Here is a 19,309-nt window from a genome sequence, read left to right as displayed (position 1 = left end):
TGATGCGGTTCGTCGATGAGTACCGCGACGCGGGCACGGCGCGGGCGCTCGCCACGCAGATCGCCGCCCGCTGCCGGCCGGGGCGCCGATACACGTTCATGGAGGTGTGCGGCGGCCACACGCACACCATCTACAAGCACGGCCTGGAGGACCACCTGCCGGCCGAGGTGAACCTCGTGCACGGCCCCGGCTGCCCGGTCTGCGTGATCCCGATGGGCCGGGTGGACGACGCCATCCACATCGCCCGCCAGCCGGACGTCATCATGACGTCGTTCGGCGACATGATGCGGGTGCCCGGCGGGGCGGGCTCGTTCCTGGACGCCAAGGCGGCGGGGGCCGACATCCGGATGGTGTACTCGCCGCTGGACGCGCTCAAGATCGCACGGGCCAACCCGGACCGCAGGGTCGTCTTCATGGCCATCGGCTTCGAGACCACGGCGCCGTCCACGGCCATGACCGTGCTGCGCGCGGAGGCCGAGGGGCTGGCCAACTTCTCCGTCTTCTGCAATCACGTCATGATCATTCCGGCGATCAAGGCCATCCTCGACTCGCCGGACCTGCGGCTCGACGGGTTCATCGGGCCGGGCCACGTGTCGGCGGTGATCGGCTGCGAGCCGTACGAGTTCATCGCCCGCGACTACGGCAAGCCGCTGGTGGTCGCCGGGTTCGAGCCGCTGGACATCCTCGACTCGGTGCACCGCCTGCTGACGCAGCTCGCCGAGGGCCGCTGCGAGGTGGAGAACCAGTACGCCCGCGTCGTCCCGTGGCACGGCAACCGCATCGCGCTGTCGGCCATGGGCCGGGTGATGCGGCTGCGGCCGCACTTCGAGTGGCGCGGGCTCGGGTTCATCGCGCACTCCGCCCTCGCCATGGCGGACGAGTACGCCCGCTTCGACGCCGAACGCGTCTTCGACCTGCCCGGGGTGCGCGTCGCCGACCCGCGGTCGTGCCAGTGCGGCGAGGTGCTCAAGGGCGTGCTCAAGCCGTGGGAGTGCAAGGTGTTCGGCACCGCGTGCACCCCGGAGACACCGATCGGCACCTGCATGGTCTCCTCCGAGGGCGCGTGTGCCGCGTACTACAACTTCGGGCGCTTCAGCCGGGAGGAGCTGCGCTCGACTGCCGCTCCCGAGCCGCTCGCGGAGGAGGCGGGCCGGACATGAACCGCGAACAGCAGGTGCTCGCCCGCATCGAGCGGATCCGGCGGCGCAAGCCCGTCGTCAGGGAGGAGCGCATCACGCTCGCCCACGGCGCCGGCGGCAAGGCCACCCACACCCTGATCGAGGCCGTCTTCCTGGAGGCGTTCCGCAACCCGCTGCTCGCGCCCCTGGACGACGGCGCGCTGCTGCGGGTGGGCAGCGAGCGCCTGGCCTTCACCACCGACTCCTTCGTGGTCTCGCCGCTGTTCTTCCCCGGCGGGGACATCGGCGACCTGGCCGTCAACGGCACCGTGAACGACCTGGCCATGTGCGGGGCCCGGCCGGCCCACCTGTCGGCCGGCTTCGTCCTGGAGGAGGGCTTCCCCGTCGCCGACCTGCGGCGCATCACCGACTCGATGGCCGCCGCCGCGGCGGCGGCCGACGTCACGATCGTGACCGGCGACACCAAGGTGGTCCAGCGCGGCAAGGCCGACGGCTGCTTCATCACCACGGCCGGGGTCGGGCTCGTCGAGCAGCCGGTCACGCTGTCGGCCTCGCACGCGCGGCCGGGGGACGCGGTCATCGTCTCGGGCCCGATCGGGGAGCACGGCGCCGCCATCATGCTGGCCAGGGACGACTTCGGCATCGAGGCCCCGATCGTCTCCGACACGGCGCCGCTGCACGCCATCGTCGCCGAGCTGCTGGCCGCGATGCCGCAGCACGTCCGTACGCTGAGGGACGCCACCCGGGGAGGGGTGGCCACCGTCGTCAACGAGGTGGCCAACGCGTCGGAGGTGGCCGTCGTCCTGCGGGAGGACGACATCCCGGTACGGCCGGAGGTCACCGGCGTCTGCGAGCTGCTCGGCCTCGACCCGCTCTACGTCGCCTGCGAGGGCCGTTTCGTCACGGTGGTCGACGGGGAGCACGCCGGGCGGGCCCTCGAGGTGCTGCGCTCCCACCCGCTGGGCGCCGAGGCCGCGATCATCGGAACCGTCGCCGCGGCACCGGCCGGGCTCGTCCTGCTCCGCACCACCTTCGGCGGCACCCGGGTGGTCGACGTCCTGGTGGGCGACCCACTGCCCCGCATCTGCTGAGCTCTGGTCGGCGGGCGGCCCGTCTACCGTGCGGCGGCTGAAACCAGCTCGGCCAGCACGTGGTAGAGGGTCGCCTGCGCCTCCTGGATGCGGTGCACCGACGACGACGGGACCACGAACAGGTGCTCGGCCAGCCGCTCCTCGGCCATGCGGCCGCCTCCTGAGCCGGCGAACCCGATGGTCACCATCCGCAGGCTCGCGGCCCGTTCCAGGCCGCGCAGCACGTTGGCCGAGCCGCCGCTGGTGGACAGGGCGCAGGCGACGTCACCCTCGCCGCCGAGCGCGGCGAGCTGGCGGGCGAACACCACCTCGAAGCCGACGTCGTTGCCGAGCGCCGTCACGAGCGCCGTGTCGGCCGCCAGCGACACCGCGGGCAGGCCGCGCCCGGTGAACAGATCCGCCACCGACTGCGCGTCGGTGCTGCTGCCGCCGTTCCCGAACGTGAACAGCCGCCCGCCGCCGCGGAAGGCGGCGGCCAGCGCCGCCGCGCACGCCACCAGCGGGCCCTCCATCTCGTCGAGCACCCGCCGCCGCAGTTCCAGGCTCTCGCGGGCTTTCTCGGCGGTGGACGCCAGCGGGTCGAGCGGGTCGCGCCGCAGGAACGGGTAGAGCGTCTCGGTCACCGGTCGTCCCTTCCGAGCACGGCGATCGCCTCGCCCGCGTGCACGAGCACGGTGTCCCCGACTCGCGCCTCCACCAGCGCCACGCTGATCTCCTCGGTCCCGGCGCCGGTGTCGGCGCGCGCCAGCCCGTCGGCCAGCAGTCCCACGACCCGCACGGCCACGGCCACATCGCCGCACGTCACGCAGGAGTCGCAGACCTCCTCGTCCGTCGGCTCGCCGTTCACGCGGGGCACTCCGATTCCTGGAACACGTGGACCAACTCCCACAGCAGGTGGTACATCGTGATGTGGATCTCCCTCGCGACCAGCGGATCCGCGCTCCGAGCGGTCAGCACGTGCTCCGCCTGCGCGCACTCCTCGTCCGCCGTCAGGGCGACGGTCAGCATGCCGAGCCCGCGGGCGGCGGCCAGGTCGCCGTCGAACGGCCGGATCCCCACGGCGATGTCCTGGGGGCGTCCCAGCACCGGCAGCGAGGAGGGCTCGGCGCCCAGGCTGAACGCCGGAAGCGCGCGCTTGCCCACGATCACCGGGTGGGTGAACTCCACGGCCACGTGCGCCGCGTCCGAGGCGGCCTCACCCCGGCCGAAAGCCAGCAGCCTGCCTCCGCGCCGGAACCGGCCGGACATGGCCGCCGCCGCCGCGACGACCGCGCCGACGTCTTCCACCAGCGCCGTTCCGGCGGCCTCACGGACCCGATCGAGCACTTCGGCATCCCGTCTTCCTGCGCTGCACGACATCGCCCATTCCACCGTGGTCCGGTACGAACGGCGCGGCTTTCCCCGCCACCGATTCGGCAAGATCCCGGCAAGATTCGCCCTCCCCAGGCGGCCTGCCGAGCCTCTAGACTCACCGATCATGACTCAACTGGACGAGCAGGGCCGCCCCGAGCCGCCTCTGGCAGCCGACGAGACCGCGACCCTCCTGGGCTTCCTCGACTTTCAGCGCGCGACCTTTGCTTGGAAGTGCTCGGACCTGGACGCGGCCGGGCTGAAGGCGACCGTCGGCGTGTCGTCGATGACGCTGGGCGGGATGCTCAAGCACCTGGCCTACGTCGAGAGCTACTGGTTCAGCCGGTCGCTGCGCGGCGGCGAGTGGCCGCCCCCGTGGGACACGGTGGACTGGAAGTCCGACCGCGACTGGGACTGGCGCTCGGCCGCCGACGACTCCCCCGAGCAGCTCTTCGCGCTCTGGCAGGAGGCGGTGTCCCGCTCGCGGTCACTGGTGACGGAGACGCTGGCCGACGGCGACCTCGGCCAACTGGCCACGCTCAGCTGGTCCGACGGCCAGGCGCCCAGCCTGCGGTGGATCCTGTGCCACATGATCGAGGAGTACGCGCGGCACAACGGCCACGCCGACCTCATCCGGGAGTCGGTGGACGGGCTGACCGGGGAGTAGCGGCCGGGCCACGAATATTGTCGGTGGGCTGCTCTAACCTCGGGGCGATGGACATCATCCTGATTCCCGGCCTCTGGCTCGACGGCTCGTCGTGGGACGCGGTCGTCCCCGCGATCGAGCAGGCCGGGCACCGCCCGCACGCGCTCACGCTGCCCGGCATGGAGTCGAAAGACGCCGACCGCTCCGAGATCACCCTGCGCGACCACGTCGACGCGGTCGTCAAGGTGATCGACTCCTTCGACCCCGCCGGGGGCAAGGTGGTGCTGGTCGGCCACTCCGGCGGAGGCACGATCGCGCACGTCGCCGCCGACGCGCGTCCCGACCGGGTCGCCCGGGTCGTCTACGTCGACAGCGTGCCTCCCGGCGAGGGCGGCCTCATCAACGACGAGCTCCCGGTCGAGAACGGCGAGATCCCGCTGCCCGACTGGGGGCTCTTCGAGGAGGAGGACCTCATCGACCTCGACGACGAGCTGCGGGCGGCGTTCCGCGAGCGCGCGATCCCCTCGCCGGCGCGGGTCGCGAGCGACCGGGTGCGGCTGTCCGACGAGCGCCGCTACGAGGTGCCCGTCACCGTCATCGCCTGCGAGTTCTCGACCGCGACGCTCCGGAAGTGGATGGAGCAGTCGCTGGCGTTCACGCGGGAGCTCGCCAAGATCCGCCACGCCGACTACGTCGACCTGCCCACGGGCCACTGGCCCCAGTTCACCCGTCCGGAGGAGCTGGGTCGCGCGATCGCCACAAGCCTCGGCCCCGCCTGACGGCCCGGTCCTGACGGCCCGGTCCTGACGGCCCGGTCCTGACGGCGCGGTCCTGACGGCGCGGTCCTGACGGCGCGGTCGTGATAGCGCGATCGCGCTGGCCGAGCCCGACCGCCCCGCCCCGGTCGGCGCGCCTGACGGCGCGGTCGTGCTGGCCCAGCCCGACCAGCCCCCGATGGCCCGGTAGGATGCCCAGCCCGGTGGTCGAGCCCGGTGGCCGCGCTCCTGGAGTAATGGGGGGTGACGGATCCGGGTGGGTCCTGGTGCGGTGAGCGTGCGCGCCACGCGTAGGTCAGCCTGCGGGGGCGGGGCCGATGGCGGCGTCCGTTGGGCAGGGTGGGTCGTAGGGCACGTCGGGCAGGTACTGGCGCCACTCGGCCGGGGTGATCGGCGGGAAGGCCAGCGCGCAGATCCGCCGGGCGGCGGCGCCGGGGTCGACCGGCCACAGGCGGGCGGTCGAGTCGCTGGACACCGCGGCCAGGGTGGCGCCGTCCGGGCTGAAGGCCGCCTTGTTGACCTGCTCGAGATGACCGGTCAGCGTGGCCAGCGGAGTCGCCCTGGCCGGGTCGGCGATGTCCCAGAGCATCGCGGTCCTGTCGTCGCCGGCGGTGGCCAGCGTGCGGCCGTCGCGGCTGAAGGCCACCGACTGCACGCTGTCGGCGTGCCCCCGCAGGACGGCGATCGGCCGGTCGAGGGAGCGTACGTTCCAGAGCCGGGCCGTGCGGTCGCCGCTGCCGCTGGCCAGCAGCGTGCCCGTGCGGTCGAAGGCGAGGTAGAAGACCGTGCTGCCGTGGCCTCTGGCGACGCCGAGCGGGGCCAGGTCGGCGGTGCGCCACAGCCTGATGGCCCGGTCGCCGCCGCCGGTGGCCAGCAGCTGGCCGTCGAGGCTGAAGGCCACGGCGTTGATGGCGGCCTCGTGGCCCTTGGCGACGGCCCGGCGTACCGGACGGCTGGGGTCGGAGATGTCCCAGACGTACACGTCGAACTTCTCGCCCGCCACCACCAGGCTCCTGCCGTCGGGGCTGATCGCCGCGGCGAAGATGTTGCCGATGCCGGCGTTCGTCTGGGACAGGAGCCGGGGGCGGGCCGGGTCGGTGAGGTCCCACAGGCGTACTGAGCTGTCCAGATCGGTGCTGGCCAGCAGCGTGCCGTTCCGGGCGAAGGCGACGGCGGTGACCCCGTTGGCGTGGCCGGTCAGCGTGGCCAGCGGGCGAGGGGCGCCCGACACGTCCCAGATCTTGATCACCGGATGACTGGCCGTGGCGAGCAGGCGGCCGTCGGGGCTGTAGGCGAGCGCGTAGACCGTTCCGCGGTGGCCGCCGAGCAGGGGCCGGCCCAGGTCCCACACGCGTACGGTGTCGTCGCGCCCGCCGGACGCGAGGGTGCGGCCGTCGGGGCTGAAGCGCACGGTGTAGGCGGTGCTCGAGTGCCCGGTCATCACGATCGGGTCGGCGTGGAGGTCGGTCAGGTCCCACAGCCGGATCGTGCGGTCGTAGCTGCCGGTGGCCAGGGAGCGGCCGTCGGGGCCGAAGTCGATGGCGACCACGCCGTTCTCGTGCCCGGAGAACGTGGCCAGGTGTTTGCCGTGCCGGGGATCGCGCAGGTCCCACAGCCGTACGGTGTTGTCGAAGCCGCCCGTGGCCAGGGTGTCGCCGTGGAAGGCGGCCGCCAGCACCGCCTTGGTGTGCCCGCGCAGGTCGGGCAGGCGTTCGGGGTGGCGCGGGTCGCCGACGTCCCAGAGCATGACGTCGTTGGAGAAGACGGTGACGGCCAGCGTCCGGCCGTCCGGGCTGAAGGCGACGTCCGACAGTTCCTTGGGCGCGCCTTTGAGCGTGCTCACCAGGTATGGCTTGCGGGGATTCGTAACGTTCCACAACCGGGCCGTGGCGTCGTAGGAGGCGGTCGCCAGCATCGTCCCGTCCGGGCTGAAGGCCACCCCGATGATCCCCATGGTGTGCCCGCTCAGCGCGGCCAGCGCCACGGGGCGCCGGGGGTCGCGCACGTCCCACAGGTCGGCCGTGTTGTCGTTGCCGGCCGTGGCCACCACGTCCCCGCCCGGCGCGAACGCGGCCGCGGCAATGCCCTTGGCGTCGCCCACCACCGACGACAGCGCGGCCGGCCGCAGCGGATCGGTCATGTCCCACATGCGTAGCGTGCCGTCGAGCGCCACCGTGGCCAGCCGCCTGCCGTCGGGGCTGTAGTTCACCGCGTAGACCGCGCTGGCATGGGCGCTCAGCACGTTGGCGTACGGGTTGCCCAGCGTGCTGAGCACCGCGCCGCGCGACTCGGTGGTCGGCGTGAGCCGCTGGGCGGCCAGGGCGAGCTGGGCGGCCAGCGCCGGGTTGCCCGCCCGCAGCGCGACCGACTCGTTGGCGACCTTGCCGGACAGCGCCGCGTTGCGCTGGTCGCTGATGTCGCGCTGCCCGCGTACCGCGACCACCACCGCCGCCGTGGTCAGCAGCAGCAGCGCCGCCAGCACGGCCACGAGCCGGCGCAGCCGCCGGGTGCCGCGCCGCTGCGCCGCGGCCTCCGCCTCCTGGCGTTCGACGGACGCCGCCAGGAACCGCCTGGCCTGCGGCCCGGGCGCGGCGTGCGGTCCGGCGCCCTCGGCCCAGAGGCGGGCCACGGCCAGCCGCGATCCGCGGTAGAGCGCGCCGGGGTCGTCGCCTTCCTTCGCCCACCGCGCCGCGGCCTCGGCCAGGTCGCGGCCGACGACCAGTCCCGCCCGGTCGCTCTCCAGCCAGCCGGCCAGCCGGGGCCAGGCGGTGAGCAGGGCCTCATGGCTGATCTGCACCTTGTCGAGGTCGACGGTGATCAGGCGCTCGGCCACGAAGCGGTCGAGCACGTCCTCCGCCTCGGCCGCCACGGCGGGGTCGTGGTCGGCGAGGACCTCGGCGATCGTCATGCTCCTGCGGGTGGCGGCGGTGTCGGACGCCACGTGCACGAGGGTCAGGAACAGCCTCCTGGCCAGCTCCTGGCGGTGTTCGCTCAGGGCCAGGTAGACCTTCTCCGCGCTGTCGGCCACGGCCCTGCCGATGCCGCCGACCTTGCGGTAGTCGGCGATGGTCAGCCGCCTGCCCTGGCTCTCGCGCCACATCGCGTACAGGGCGTGGGAGACCAGCGGCAGCGTGCCGGCCTCGTGCGCCTCGCCGTCGGCACGCGCCGGGGCGACCTCGCGCAGCAGCAGCTCGACCAGGCCGTTCTCGATCTCTATGCCGGCCTTGCGGGCGGGCTCCACGACGGCGGCGCGCAGTTCGTCCTCGCACATCGGGCCGACCACGAGCTGGCCGGAGCGCATCGCCGCGAGCAGCTCGGGGTGGCGCATGGCCTGGCCGTAGAAGTCGGCGCGCAGGCCGATCACGACCACCGCCCGCTCCGCCGCCTCGCTCAGCGCCGCGACGAACCTCGTCCGCTCGTCCTGGTCCTCGCAGACTGTGAAGACCTCCTCGAACTGGTCCACGATCAGCACCTCGCCCCGCTGCCGCGCCAGCGCGGCCATCGGGTGCGGCCCCGGCGTGAACACGGCGGTGCTCCGGCCCAGCGCGGGCACCACCCCCGCGCGCAGCAGCGAGGACTTGCCCGAGCCCGAGGCGCCCACCACGAGTTGCAAGCCCGGCTCGGTCAGGCGGGCGACGAGTTGCCCGGTCAGCGCCGTACGGCCGAAGAACCACTCGGCGTGCTCGGTCTCGAAAGCCGCCAGCCCTCTGTACGGCTCCGGCCCCGCCGGGCGGCGGCCGGGCGCGCGGCGTACCCGGTGCCAGGCGTTGAGCCACTGCTCGACGGCCGCGTCGTCGCTCACCCCGCACACCCGCAGGACCTCGACCAGCAGGTCGCGTGAGGAGAGGGAAGGCAGGCCGCGCCCGGCGAACCAGTCACCCAGCGTGCTGGGGGCGATGTCGGCCCCCACCTTGGCCGCCACCTGGCGCACCGACACCCCGGCCGATTCGCGCAGCCGGGTCAGCGCCTGGCCGAACTCCTCGCGGGTCGTGATGAGTGCCTGCTCCTGCACGAGCGCCTCCTCAGGCCCGGCTCGTCGTCATGGTAACCGGCCGCGTACGGAGTTGTACGGATAATCGCCGGCCACTCCCCCGGCGCTGGTCGCAGGCGTTGAATCTTTCGGAGAAGGAGCTGACGTTGATCGACGTATTCGTTTCCTACGCCGGCGAGGACGCCGCCTGGGCGCGGACTCTGGCCGGGAAATTCATAGCAGGCGGCCTGACGGTCTTCTTCGACGAGTGGGACGTCCTGCCCGGCGACGTGGTGCTGCACCGGCTGGACGAGGCGATCAGGGACTCGATGGCCTGCGTCGCCGTCGTCAGCCCGGCGCTGTTCCGCTCGCCGAGGGCGATGGAGGAGCACGCGGCGCTGATGAGGAGGGACATCCGGTTCATCCCGGTGCTCATCGGCAACACCGACGGCCCCAGGTCCGGCTCCCACCGCCGCACCGTCACCACACCCCGACGCACCACCACAACCGGCTGCTCACCCTCCTGCCTCCCCCGCAGGCCGGCCTTCCTGCGTCTCGGGGTCAACGCCCTCGCTTGCCGGCACAGGTTCGGCGGCAGGCGAGGCCGACTCACCCAGAATCTCCTCCACCGTTTCCTGCGTGATCACCAGCCGGGACAACCGGTCCTTCTCGGCGTCCAGACGTGACTGCACCTCGGCCAACTGCTCGCGAAGCCACTGTCAGTAGGTGACGCTGCCCTTGACCTGGAGCGCGAGGACCTCGGCCGCGCGGAATGCCTGCGCCTGATCGGGCAGCGCGACTCGGGGCGGATCGCCTTCGACGACACGCTGCTCCCCGTCGGCTACGCGGTGCGCCCCCACACGGTGACCCTACGGTCACTGCACGCCGACCACGCCGACGGGACGTCCTTCGCCTCAGGGGCGGCCGTGTCCACCAGGTGGACCGCATCGACCCGCACCGGCTGCACGGCTGGAACGTCCTCATCCAGGCCCCCCCGCTGCACGCGGACGGGCTGCCCGGGCTCCGCCTCGAACTCGTGCCGCACCCCAGGTCACCGGACACCTGGTCTACGAGTCACCCCTGTTTGAGGCCCTACCTCAGGCCGCCGACGGACAGGCCGCCGCGCCAGTGTCGCTGAAGCGTGAAGAAGGCGATGACGAGCGGGATGACCGACACGAGCGCGCCCAGGATGATGAGACTCCAGAGGGACGTGCTGCCCGCGTTGTTGGCCGAGGCGATGCCCTGCCACATGCCGAGCCCGACGGTGACGGGGAAGAGGCGGTTGTCGGAGAGCATGGCGAGGGGCAGGAAGTAGTTGTTCCAGGAGGCCACGGCGGACAGGAGCAGCACGGTGACCACCGCCGGCCGCATCAGCGGAAAGGCGACCTGGACGAACGTCCGGATCTCCCCCGCCCCGTCGGCCCGCGCCGCGTCCAGGATCTCGTCGGGGACCGCGTCACGCGCATATACGTGCATCAGATAAACGCCGAACGGGTTGAGCAGTGAGGGCAGGATCACCGCCCAGATCGTGTTGGTCAACCCCAGCTGCGAGAACATCATGAAGGTGGGAATCACCAAGGCCGTCGCGGGCACCATCAACGCGCCGAGCACGAGGGCGAAGGAGAAACGCCTGGCGGCGAAGCGGTATTTGGCGAATCCGTAGCCGGCCATGACGGACAAAACCGTGGCCCCGACCCCGCCCGCGATCGCGTACAGGGTGGAGTTGAGGATCCACCTGCCGTAGATGCCATTGTCGTAGGTGAACAACTGCCGCAGGTTGCCGAGATAGTCGATGTGGTCGGCGAACCACAAGGTGTTGCCGCCCCCGAACAGTCCGGGGGCGTCCTTGGAGCTGTTCACGATGACCCACCAGAACGGCACCAGGAAATACACGACCAGAAAGCCGAGGAGCACCTGCAGCGGGAGGTGGCGTGACGGCCGGCGGCGGGCGCCGGCCAGGGAGCGGTCACTCATCACAGAAAGCTCCTCCGCTTGCGGGTGAAGAACAGGAAGGCGTAGACGCCGACGAACACGATCCCGCCGAGAGCGAAGGAGATCGCCGATCCGTAGTTGAAGTTCGCGAGTGCGAACGCCTGCTGGTACGCGTACATGTTGGGGGTGAAGTCCGGACCGATCGTGCCGGCCGCGAGGGAGCGCAGGATTTGCGGTTCGTTGAAGAACTGCAGGGTGCCGATGAGCGAGAAGACCAGGATCAGGACCAGCGCGGGGGTGATCAGCGGGATCTTGATCCGCAGCGCGATCTGCCACTTGCCGGCGCCGTCCATGCGGGCGGCCTCGTAGAGCGCCGGGTCGATGCCCTGGAGCGCCGCGTACAGGATGATCATGTAGTAGCCGGCCCACTGCCAGGTGACGACGTTGACCAGGCCGTAGAAGATCAGGTTGGTGCTCAGGAAATCAGGCGGCGTGGTGCCGAACCAGCCGAAGATGTCGGTGAGCGGCCCGAAGCTCTTGCTGTACAGGAATCCCCACATGACCGCCCCGATGACCGTGGGAATCGCGTAGGGAAGGAAGATCATGAGGCGCGAGAAGCGGGTGAACAGGGAGGTCACGGCGTCCAGGATCAACGCCATCGCGAGCGCGACGATGATCTGCAGCGGGATGGACACCAGCGAGAAGCGGATGACGAACCACGACCCCGACAGGAAGCTGGGATCGGTGAACGCCTTCACGTAGTTGTCGAGAAAGACGAAGCTGGTGCCGCCGATCAGCTTCTTCTGGAAAAGACTCAGATACAGCGCGTACCCGAGCGGCGCGATGAGCAACGCCAGGAAGACGATCCCGAATGGCCCGACGAAGAGCCACCCCATCAGATGCTCACGGAGGCGCACCTTACCGCGGATCTTGTGCGTCTTCTCTTGGGTGCTGGGGGCACCCTCTTCTATCAGGAGGGACATCTTGGGCTCCGGGAAATCGATGCGGGGGAAACAGCGGGCGGGCCGGCCGCCCTCAGACGGCGCGGCCCCGCCTGCTCGTCACTGAACGGTGAAACCTTGCTCTTTGGCGTACTTCACCACGTCTTCCTGCAGCCGGTCGGCGGCCTGCGCACCGGTGACGGAGCCCTCGATGAGCGCGCTGACCTGCTTCGTCAAGGCGTCGAAGTAGTACTGGCCGAACGGGCTGTAGGTCATGCCCTTGTAGGCGTTCGCCGCGGGCACGTAGACCTCCTTGTTCGCCTGCTGGCCGTCGAAGAACGCCACCTTCAGGTCCACGAACTCGGGGGAGTTGAGCGCCTTGAGGTTCAGCGGGAAGATGATCTGGTTGGTCCAGCCGTCGGTGAGCGACTCCTTGTCGGCGTACAGGCCGTACGCCACCTTCGCCGCGAGTTCGGGGTTCTTCGCCTGGCTCGTCACGGAGAAGGCAGACCCGCCCCAGTTCACCTGCACCGGGTTGGCGGGATCCCACTGCGGGAGCGGCGCCACCGCGAACTTGCCGGTGTCCTCGCCCTTGCCGACACCGCCACCGGTGAGGTAGCCGGGCGCCCACGCCGCCGAGATGTACGTGGCGTACTTACCGTTGATGACGCCGGAGATGTACTCGGGGGTGAACTGGTCCTGCGTCCCGACCAGCCCCTTCTTCGCCAGGCGCGCCCAGTAGTCGAGCACGTCCTTGGAGCCCTGGTCGTTCAGCTTGACGCCGACCGTTTCCGGCTGCGCCGGGTCGTAGGCGAACGGAGACGCGCCCTTCTGGATCTGCAGCGCCATCGTGAGGGCCGAGACGTTCGCGGCGAAGTCGCCGAAGTGCGGGCCGCCCGCGTCCTTCATCTTCTGCGCGGCCTGCTCGTACTCGTCCCAGCCCAGCACGTCCACGGCGGCCCGCAACGCCTGCCACTGCTCGGCCAGCCCGTGCGGCACCTCTCCGAGGGGGTCCTCGAAGAAGAAGGCCGGTTCCGGTGAGCGGGCCTGTGCGGCCGGCCCGGTGAGCGGCCGGGGTCAGCCGCGCCAGATCCAGGACCAGCGGCGCGGCCAGCGCCGAGTCGCAGCCGTGCCAGGTGAACTCCATGCGCATGCGGGGTTCCGAGGAAGCCTTCGAAGGAGATCAGGTCCCAGGCGGTCTTGAAGTCGTCGAGGTCCTCGACGTGCCTTCAGGTTGCGCAGGGCGAACATCGGGGCGAGCACCGACTTGACCAGAGTCCCGCCGGGCTCGCCGTCGTGACCCGCGTATGGGCACCCCTCCTTTCTTGCCAGGGTGTCCAGTGCGGGCGCCGGTGGAGGGCGTGAAGTCGACGTACGGGCAGCCTGCCGGCAGGGCGGCGTAGGCGGCCAGGGCGCTGGGCGGGCTCCGGGCCGTCCGGCGCGGCCCGCAGCGCGTCCAGATCGGTGTGGGAGGGGCCGGCGGGGCGGGACGGTGGGCGGCGGCCACTGTGCGGCCGCCGCCCGGCGTGATGGGTCATTCGGAGGAGAAGGCGGCGTCGAAAGCGGCGGCCGGTGGGGTGATGGCGTTGAGCGAGCGGATGTAGGCGAGGGATTCCGGCGCGCCGTGCAGCCGGTCCATGCCCGCGTCCTCCCACTCGATGGAGATCGGACCGTCGTAGCCGATGTGGTTGAGTGCGCGGAAGCACGCCTCCCACGGCACGTCGCCCCGGCCTGTGGACACGAAGTCCCAGCCACGCCGGGGGTCGGCCCAGGCCAGGTGGGAGGCCAGACGGCCGCGCCGGCCGTCGCGGGTGGCCACCCGGGCGTCCTTGCAGTCCACGTGGTAGATCCGGTCGGCGAAGTCGAGGATGAAGTTCGCCGGGTCCAGGTCCTGCCACACCATGTGCGAGGGGTCCCAGTTCAGCCCGAAGGCAGGCCGGTGCCCGATGGCCTCCAGCGTGCGGACCGTGGTGTGGTAGTCGTAGGCGATCTCGCTTGGGTGCACCTCATGGGCGAAGCGCACCCCGACCTCGTCGAAGACGTCGAGGATCGGGTTCCATCGGTCGGCGAAGTCGGCGTAGCCCGCCTCGATCATCGACGGGGGCACCGGCGGGAACATCGCCAGCGTGTGCCAAATTGACGAGCCGGTGAAGCCGACGACGGTACTGACGCCTAGCGCGGCCGCCGCGCGGGCGGTGTTCTGGATCTCTTCGGCGGCACGCCGCCGTACGCCTTCGGCTTCGCCGTCACCCCAGACGCGAGCGGGCACGATGCCCTTGTGGCGCTCGTCGATGGGGTGGTCGCAGACCGCCTGGCCGACCAGGTGGTTGGAGATGGTCCACACCCCGAGGTTGTACTTGGCCAGGGTCTCCTTCTTGCGTTCGATGTAGGAGTCGTCCGCCAGGGCCTTGTCGACCTCGAAGTGGTCGCCCCAGCAGGCGATCTCCAGGCCGTCGTAGCCCCATTCCGACGCCAGCCGGCAGACCTCCTCGAACGGCAGGTCCGCCCACTGCCCCGTGAACAACGTGACCGGCCTGGTCATGAACCCTCCACAGTGATGAAGCGGCTGTCCTCAGCCGCGCTGTTCTCGACCGCCGTCAGCACCCGCTGCACCCGCAGGCCGTCCTCGAAGGACGGCGCGGGGTCGGTGCCGGCGGCGATCGCCTCCAGGAAGTCCTTCATCTCGTGGACGAAGGCGTGCTCGTACCCGAGGCCGTGACCAGGCGGCCACCACGCCCCGGCGTACGGGTGGTCCGGCTCGGTGACCTGCACCCGCCGGAAACCGTGCTCGGCGCTGTCGATGGTGTGGTCGTGGAACCACAGGTCGTTCATCGACTCGAAGTCGAAGGCCAGGCTGCCCAGGGCGCCGTTGATCTCGATGCGCAGCGCGTTCTTGCGCCCGGTCGCGAAGCGGGTGGCCTCGAAGGAGGCCAGCCCGCCGCCGCTGAGCCGTCCGATGAACAGCGCCGCGTCGTCCACGGTGACCGCGCCCCTCCCGACTCCGCCGCCGGCCGAGAGCCCGGCCGAACCAGTCGCCAGCGGACGCTCCTTGACAAAGGTCTCGGTCAGCGCCGCCACCCCGGTCAGCCGCTCACCAGTGATGAACTCGGCGACGTCGATGGCGTGGGCGCCGATGTCGCCGAGGGCCCCGGAGCCGGCCTTGTCCTTCTGGAGCCGCCAGACCAGGGGAAACTCGGGGTCGACGATCCAGTCCTGCAGGTACTGCGCCCGTACGTGCCGGATCTTGCCGAGCATGCCCTCTTCGACGAACCGCCGGGCCAGCGCGACGGCGGGCACGCGGCGGTAGTTGAAGGCGACCATGCTGCGCACGCCGCGCGCCGCCGCCTCCTTCGCCGCCGCGGCCATGGCCTCGGCCTCGGCGACGGTGTTGGCGAGCGGCTTCTCGCAGATCACGTGCTTGCCCGCCGCCAGCGCCGCGACGGCGATCTCGGCGTGCGAGTCGCCGGGCGTGCAGATGTCGATGATCTGCACGTCGTCGCGATCGAGGAGGCGCTTCCAGTCGGTCTCCGCGCCGGCCCACCCCAGCTTCTCGGCGGCCTGCGCGGTCGCCTCGGCCGATCTGCCGGCCACGGCCACCATCGAGGGCCTGAACGGCAGGTCGAAGAACGCGTCCACGCTGCGCCACGCCTGGGAGTGGGTACGGCCCATGAACGCGTAGCCGACCATGCCGATCCCGATGACGGGCCTCATGACTCGAACCCGAGAGGCAGGTACTGGGCGGCGTTCTCCTTGGTGATGGTCTCCGAAGCCAGTGTGATCGACTGCGGCACCTGCTGCTCCAGCAGGTCGCTCATGCCCTTGCCCTGGGCGATCAACCGGGCGATCTTGATCGCCGAGGCGGCCATGGTGGGGGGATAGGTGACGGTGGCCTTCAGCACGCCGCTGTCGGCCTGGATGTCACGCATCGCGTTGGCCGAGCCCGCGCCGCCGACCATGAAGAACTCGTTGCGACCGGCCTCCTTGATCGCCGCCAGCACGCCGATGCCCTGGTCGTCGTCGTGGTTCCAGATCGCGTCGATCTTCTTGTGCGCCTGGAGCAGGTTGGCGGCCACCTGCGTTCCTGACTCCACCGTGAACTTGGCGTCCTGCTGGGCGGTCACCTTGAAGCCGTACGTCTTCAGCGCGTCGGCGAAGCCCTTGCTGCGGTCCTGGGTCAGCGGCAGCGTGGCGATGCCCTGGATCTCCAGGATGACCGGGTTGGAGACGCCCTTGTCCTTCAGCGTCTTGCCGATGTGGTGTCCGGCGGCCACACCCATGCCGTAGTTGTCCCCTCCGATCCAGGCCCGGTACGACAGCTTGTCCGGGAAGACGCGGTCCACGTTGACCACCGGGATGCCCGCGTCCATGGCCTGCCGGGCGACCTGGTTGAGCTGCTGGCCGTCGTTCGGCAGGATCACCAGCACGTTGACCTTCGCCTGGATCAGCGACTCCACCGCCGAGATCTGCTGGTTGATGTCGTTGGTCGGCTCGACCGGCTTGAACTCGACGTCGGTGTACTGCTTGGCCGCGTCCGCCGCGTTCTTGCTGATGGCGGCGATCCAGCCGTGGTCGGCGGCCGGGGCCGAGAAGCCGATGACGACCTTCTCGCCGGGGGCGTCGTTGCCTTCCTTGGCCGCGGGAGCGGCGGCGGGCGCGCTCGCCTGCTGGGTGGCGACCGGCTCGTTGCTGGTGCAGGCGCTGATGAGGGCACCCGCGCCGAGGGCGGCGCCGCTGAAGAGGAAGCCGCGCCGGGCAACGTTCTTGTCCATGTCTGCTCTCCTTGCTGAAGCCGGAAGGCTTGCGATCCGGCTCTGGTGTCAGGTGTGTGTTCTGAGGCTTCGCCGCTGCAGCAGCACGGCGGCGACGATGATCGCGCCCTTGGCGATGAGCTGGTCGGCGGTGTTCAGGCCGTTCAGGATGAACAGGTTGGTGATCACAGTGAAGATCAGCAGGCCGAGGATCGATCCGATGATCGTGCCCCGGCCGCCGCTCAGCAGCGTCCCGCCGATGATCACTGCGGCGATCGCGTCCAGCTCGTACAGGTCGCCGTGTGTGGACGATCCGGTCGTGGTCCTGGCCATGATCAGCACCGCGGCGATCCCGCAGCACAACCCCGACAGGGCGTACAGCAGCAGCGTGTGCTTGCGCACGTCGATGCCGGCCAGGCGGGCGGCCTCGGGGTTGCCGCCCACCGCGTAGGTGCGCCGGCCGAACGTCGTGCGGTTGAGCACCAGCCAGCCGAGCAGCACCACCAGCGCGAACACGTACACCAGCAGCGGCAGCCCGAGCACCCGTGTGGTCGACAGGCTCACGATCATCGAGTTGTCCTGCTGCACGAGCTGTGTGCGCTGGTTGGACATCCGCTGCGCCAGACCGCGCGCGGCCACCATCATCGCCAGCGTCGCGATGAACGGCACCATCCGGCCGTAGGCGATCAAGATGCCGTTCAGCACTCCCGCGCCGGTGCCCACCAGCACCGCGCACACGATCATCACGACCGGCCCGTAGGACTGGGTCGCCAGCGTGGTCGCCCACACCGACGCCAACGCCATCAGCGCGCCCACCGACAGATCGATGCCACCACCGATGATCACGAACGTCATGCCGACAGTGATCACCCCGATGGTCGAGGCCAGTGCCAGGATGCTCACCAAGTTGGAGGAGGTGGCGAAGTTCTCCGGCCTCGTCACCAATCCCACGATCGCCAGCAGTATCAACGCCGCGGCCAGGCCCAGATGCCGGACCTCACCCAGCCGGCCGAACCGCCCGCCCGGTCCCGCCGCCTTCAATCGCGGACCTGTCGGCGCGGCCTGATCAACGTCGGTCATGCGATGCTCCTTCGGTAGGGGGATTCGCCACATCGGATCCGGGCCTCTGTCCTGCGGAGACCATCACCAGGTCGAGCACCCGGTGCTCGTCCAGGTCCTCGGCCGGCGCCTCATGGACGATCCGGCCCTCGCGGATGATCAGCACCCGGTCGGCCAGGCCCAGCACCTCGGGCACCTCGCTGGACACCAGCAGCACGCCGATGCCGTCGTCGGCGAGCTTGCGCACCAGCGCGTACAGCTCGGCCCGGGCGCCGACGTCCACACCCCGTGTGGGCTCGTCCAGCAGCAGCAGCTTGCGGTCCTCGGCCAGCCAGCGTCCCAGCACCGCCTTCTGCTGGTTGCCGCCCGACAAGGTCCTGATCGGGCGGCGCGGGTCCGGCGGGCGGATGTCCAGCGCCTGCGACAGCCGTTCGGCCTCGGCGAACTCGGCCCGGCGGTCGAGCCAGCCCAGCCACCGCGGCCTGGTGTAGCGGCTCAGACTCGCCAGCGTGATGTTCTGCGCGACGGGGTGGTCCAGCAGCAACGCCTGCGCCTTGCGCTCCTCGGGGGCCAGGCCCATGCCCATCCGCACCGCGCGGGTCGTGCTGCCCGGCCGCACCGTCCGCCCGTCGAGCACGACCCGGCCGCGGGCCCGCCGCGCGCCGTAGATCGCCTCGATGATCTCGCTGCGACCGGAGCCGACCAGGCCGGCCAGGCCGACGATCTCCCCGGCTCTGATGCTGAACGACACGTCCGCGAACCGGCCGGGCAGCGTCAGGTTCTCCACCCGCAGCACCTCGGTCCACTCCTCGGGGGCGGCCCTGCCGGGCCGGGGCGGGAAGACGTACTCGACGTTGCGGCCGGTCATCAGCGCCACGATCTTCGAGGTCGGGGTGTCCTTGGCCGCCAGTCCCACCGCGACCGTGCGCCCGTCCTTCAGCACGGTGACCCGGTCGCCGATCTCGCGGATCTCCTCCAGCCGGTGGGAGATGTAGATCACCGCCACCCCCTGGGAGGTGAGGTCGCGGATCACCCGGAACAGGTTGCCGACCTCGTCGTGGTCCAGCGCGGCCGACGGCTCGTCCATGATGATCAGCCGGGCCGAGTGCGACAGTGCCCTGGCCATGCTGACGATCTGCTTGTGAGCCGGCGACAGCCGGCCCACCTCTGCCCGGGGGCGGATCTCTCCGTGTCCCAGCCGCTCGAGCAGCTTGGCCGTCGCCCGGTCGCCCTCGGCCCGGCGGGAGAAGCCGAAGGTCGCCGGCTCGTGGCCGAGGAAGATGTTCTCCGTCACGCTCAACCCGTCCACCAGGTCGAGCTCCTGGTAGATGGTGGCGATCCCGTGGCCCATCGCCGCGGTCGGCGGCGCCAGCCGTACGGGCGAGCCGTCGAGCAGCACCTCGCCCTCGTCGGGTTCGTGGGCACCGGACAGGATCTTGATGAGCGTGGACTTCCCGGCGCCGTTCTGGCCGAGCAGGCAGTGCACCTCTCCGGCTCTGACCTCAAGGTTCACACCGTCCAAGGCGCGCACGCCCGGGAACTGCTTGACGATTCCTCGCATCACGAGCAGCGATGACGAGTCGGATGGTGACCGCGGCACAGGGGCCTCCCTCGATTACGGTGTGGCCGTGCCCGCCTGATGGCCCCGCCCGCCTGA

General features: G+C 70.8%; 18 protein-coding genes. 5 read left to right on the top strand and 13 right to left on the bottom strand.

All coding sequences use genetic code 11. The features are described from left to right. Positions 1–2 precede the first annotated feature (2 nt). Together hypD and hypE are read left to right on the top strand one after the other, a co-directional pair. Complete coding sequence (gene hypD, locus ACIBI9_RS53105) at positions 3–1,160, top strand: hydrogenase formation protein HypD (protein ID WP_397235076.1); 1,158 nt, start codon at positions 3–5, stop codon at positions 1,158–1,160. Next, positions 1,157–2,230, top strand: a complete 1,074-nt coding sequence (gene hypE / locus ACIBI9_RS53100; RefSeq protein ID WP_397235075.1) for a hydrogenase expression/formation protein HypE — start codon at positions 1,157–1,159, stop codon at positions 2,228–2,230. Before hypD ends, hypE begins: the two co-directional genes overlap by 4 nt. 23 nt (positions 2,231–2,253) lie before the next feature. Here the strand turns inward: hypE and ACIBI9_RS53095 are convergent, their stop codons facing one another. From ACIBI9_RS53095 to ACIBI9_RS53085, 3 genes are read right to left on the bottom strand one after another with little or no spacing between them, the layout of a single operon-like run. Next, positions 2,254–2,853 (bottom strand): SIS domain-containing protein, encoded by a 600-nt coding sequence (locus ACIBI9_RS53095; protein ID WP_397235074.1) that lies wholly within the window; start codon positions 2,851–2,853, stop codon positions 2,254–2,256. Continuing rightward, positions 2,850–3,086, bottom strand: a complete 237-nt coding sequence (locus ACIBI9_RS53090; protein ID WP_397235073.1) for a HypC/HybG/HupF family hydrogenase formation chaperone — start codon at positions 3,084–3,086, stop codon at positions 2,850–2,852. The genes ACIBI9_RS53095 and ACIBI9_RS53090 overlap by 4 nt, the downstream gene beginning before the upstream one ends. Next, complete coding sequence (locus ACIBI9_RS53085) at positions 3,074–3,556, bottom strand: phosphoheptose isomerase (protein ID WP_397235072.1); 483 nt, start codon at positions 3,554–3,556, stop codon at positions 3,074–3,076. The genes ACIBI9_RS53090 and ACIBI9_RS53085 overlap by 13 nt, the downstream gene beginning before the upstream one ends. A gap of 151 nt (positions 3,557–3,707) precedes the next feature. Between ACIBI9_RS53085 and ACIBI9_RS53080 the strand changes: the two genes are divergently transcribed. Continuing rightward, on the top strand, positions 3,708–4,247 hold the full coding sequence (locus tag ACIBI9_RS53080; RefSeq protein WP_397235071.1) for a DinB family protein: 540 nt from the start codon (positions 3,708–3,710) through the stop codon (positions 4,245–4,247). Positions 4,248–4,294: 47 nt separating this feature from the next. After that, entirely contained in the window at positions 4,295–5,005 is a 711-nt protein-coding gene (locus tag ACIBI9_RS53075) for an alpha/beta fold hydrolase (RefSeq protein ID WP_397235070.1), read from the top strand. Positions 5,006–5,297: 292 nt separating this feature from the next. Here ACIBI9_RS53075 and ACIBI9_RS53070 read toward each other — a convergent pair whose 3' ends face one another. Then, positions 5,298–9,014 carry a helix-turn-helix domain-containing protein gene (locus ACIBI9_RS53070; RefSeq protein ID WP_397235069.1) on the bottom strand — a complete coding sequence of 1,239 codons (3,717 nt, stop codon included), beginning with the start codon at positions 9,012–9,014 and terminating at the stop codon, positions 5,298–5,300. 125 nt (positions 9,015–9,139) lie between these two features. Between ACIBI9_RS53070 and ACIBI9_RS53065 the strand changes: the two genes are divergently transcribed. Continuing rightward, positions 9,140–9,658: a toll/interleukin-1 receptor domain-containing protein gene (locus ACIBI9_RS53065; RefSeq protein ID WP_397235068.1), complete on the top strand. Its 519-nt coding sequence runs from the start codon at positions 9,140–9,142 to the stop codon at positions 9,656–9,658. 33 nt (positions 9,659–9,691) lie between these two features. On the opposite strand, the gene ACIBI9_RS53060 is transcribed toward ACIBI9_RS53065, so the two are convergent. The 9 genes from ACIBI9_RS53060 to ACIBI9_RS53020 all read right to left on the bottom strand — a co-directional run bounded on the left by ACIBI9_RS53060 (position 9,692) and on the right by ACIBI9_RS53020 (position 19,213). Further along, on the bottom strand, positions 9,692–9,832 hold the full coding sequence (locus ACIBI9_RS53060) for a hypothetical protein (RefSeq protein ID WP_397235067.1): 141 nt from the start codon (positions 9,830–9,832) through the stop codon (positions 9,692–9,694). A gap of 232 nt (positions 9,833–10,064) precedes the next feature. Further along, positions 10,065–10,946 (bottom strand): carbohydrate ABC transporter permease, encoded by an 882-nt coding sequence (locus ACIBI9_RS53055; protein WP_355212539.1) that lies wholly within the window; start codon positions 10,944–10,946, stop codon positions 10,065–10,067. Beyond that, entirely contained in the window at positions 10,946–11,800 is an 855-nt protein-coding gene (locus ACIBI9_RS53050) for a carbohydrate ABC transporter permease (RefSeq protein ID WP_397235066.1), read from the bottom strand. Before ACIBI9_RS53050 ends, ACIBI9_RS53055 begins: the two co-directional genes overlap by 1 nt. A 165-nt stretch (positions 11,801–11,965) precedes the next feature. Then, positions 11,966–12,844 carry an extracellular solute-binding protein gene (locus tag ACIBI9_RS53045; RefSeq protein WP_397235065.1) on the bottom strand — a complete coding sequence of 293 codons (879 nt, stop codon included), beginning with the start codon at positions 12,842–12,844 and terminating at the stop codon, positions 11,966–11,968. A 535-nt stretch (positions 12,845–13,379) separates the two neighbouring features. Continuing rightward, a complete protein-coding gene (locus ACIBI9_RS53040) occupies positions 13,380–14,387 on the bottom strand; it encodes a sugar phosphate isomerase/epimerase family protein (protein WP_397235064.1) in 1,008 nt (335 codons plus the stop codon). Then, the gene (locus ACIBI9_RS53035; protein WP_397235063.1) at positions 14,384–15,556 is read right to left on the bottom strand and encodes a Gfo/Idh/MocA family protein; all 1,173 of its coding nucleotides are present in this window, start codon (positions 15,554–15,556) and stop codon (positions 14,384–14,386) included. The genes ACIBI9_RS53040 and ACIBI9_RS53035 overlap by 4 nt, the downstream gene beginning before the upstream one ends. Continuing rightward, complete coding sequence (locus ACIBI9_RS53030) at positions 15,553–16,614, bottom strand: ABC transporter substrate-binding protein (protein WP_397235062.1); 1,062 nt, start codon at positions 16,612–16,614, stop codon at positions 15,553–15,555. Before ACIBI9_RS53030 ends, ACIBI9_RS53035 begins: the two co-directional genes overlap by 4 nt. A 48-nt stretch (positions 16,615–16,662) precedes the next feature. Further along, positions 16,663–17,673: an ABC transporter permease gene (locus ACIBI9_RS53025; protein ID WP_397235061.1), complete on the bottom strand. Its 1,011-nt coding sequence runs from the start codon at positions 17,671–17,673 to the stop codon at positions 16,663–16,665. Then, a complete protein-coding gene (locus tag ACIBI9_RS53020; RefSeq protein ID WP_397235060.1) occupies positions 17,660–19,213 on the bottom strand; it encodes a sugar ABC transporter ATP-binding protein in 1,554 nt (517 codons plus the stop codon). Before ACIBI9_RS53020 ends, ACIBI9_RS53025 begins: the two co-directional genes overlap by 14 nt. Positions 19,214–19,309 lie beyond the last annotated feature (96 nt).

The organism is Nonomuraea sp. NPDC050451, from assembly GCF_044458585.1.
The sequence above is the reverse complement of the archived record's forward strand: the minus strand, read 5'-3'. Positions and strand labels throughout refer to the sequence as shown.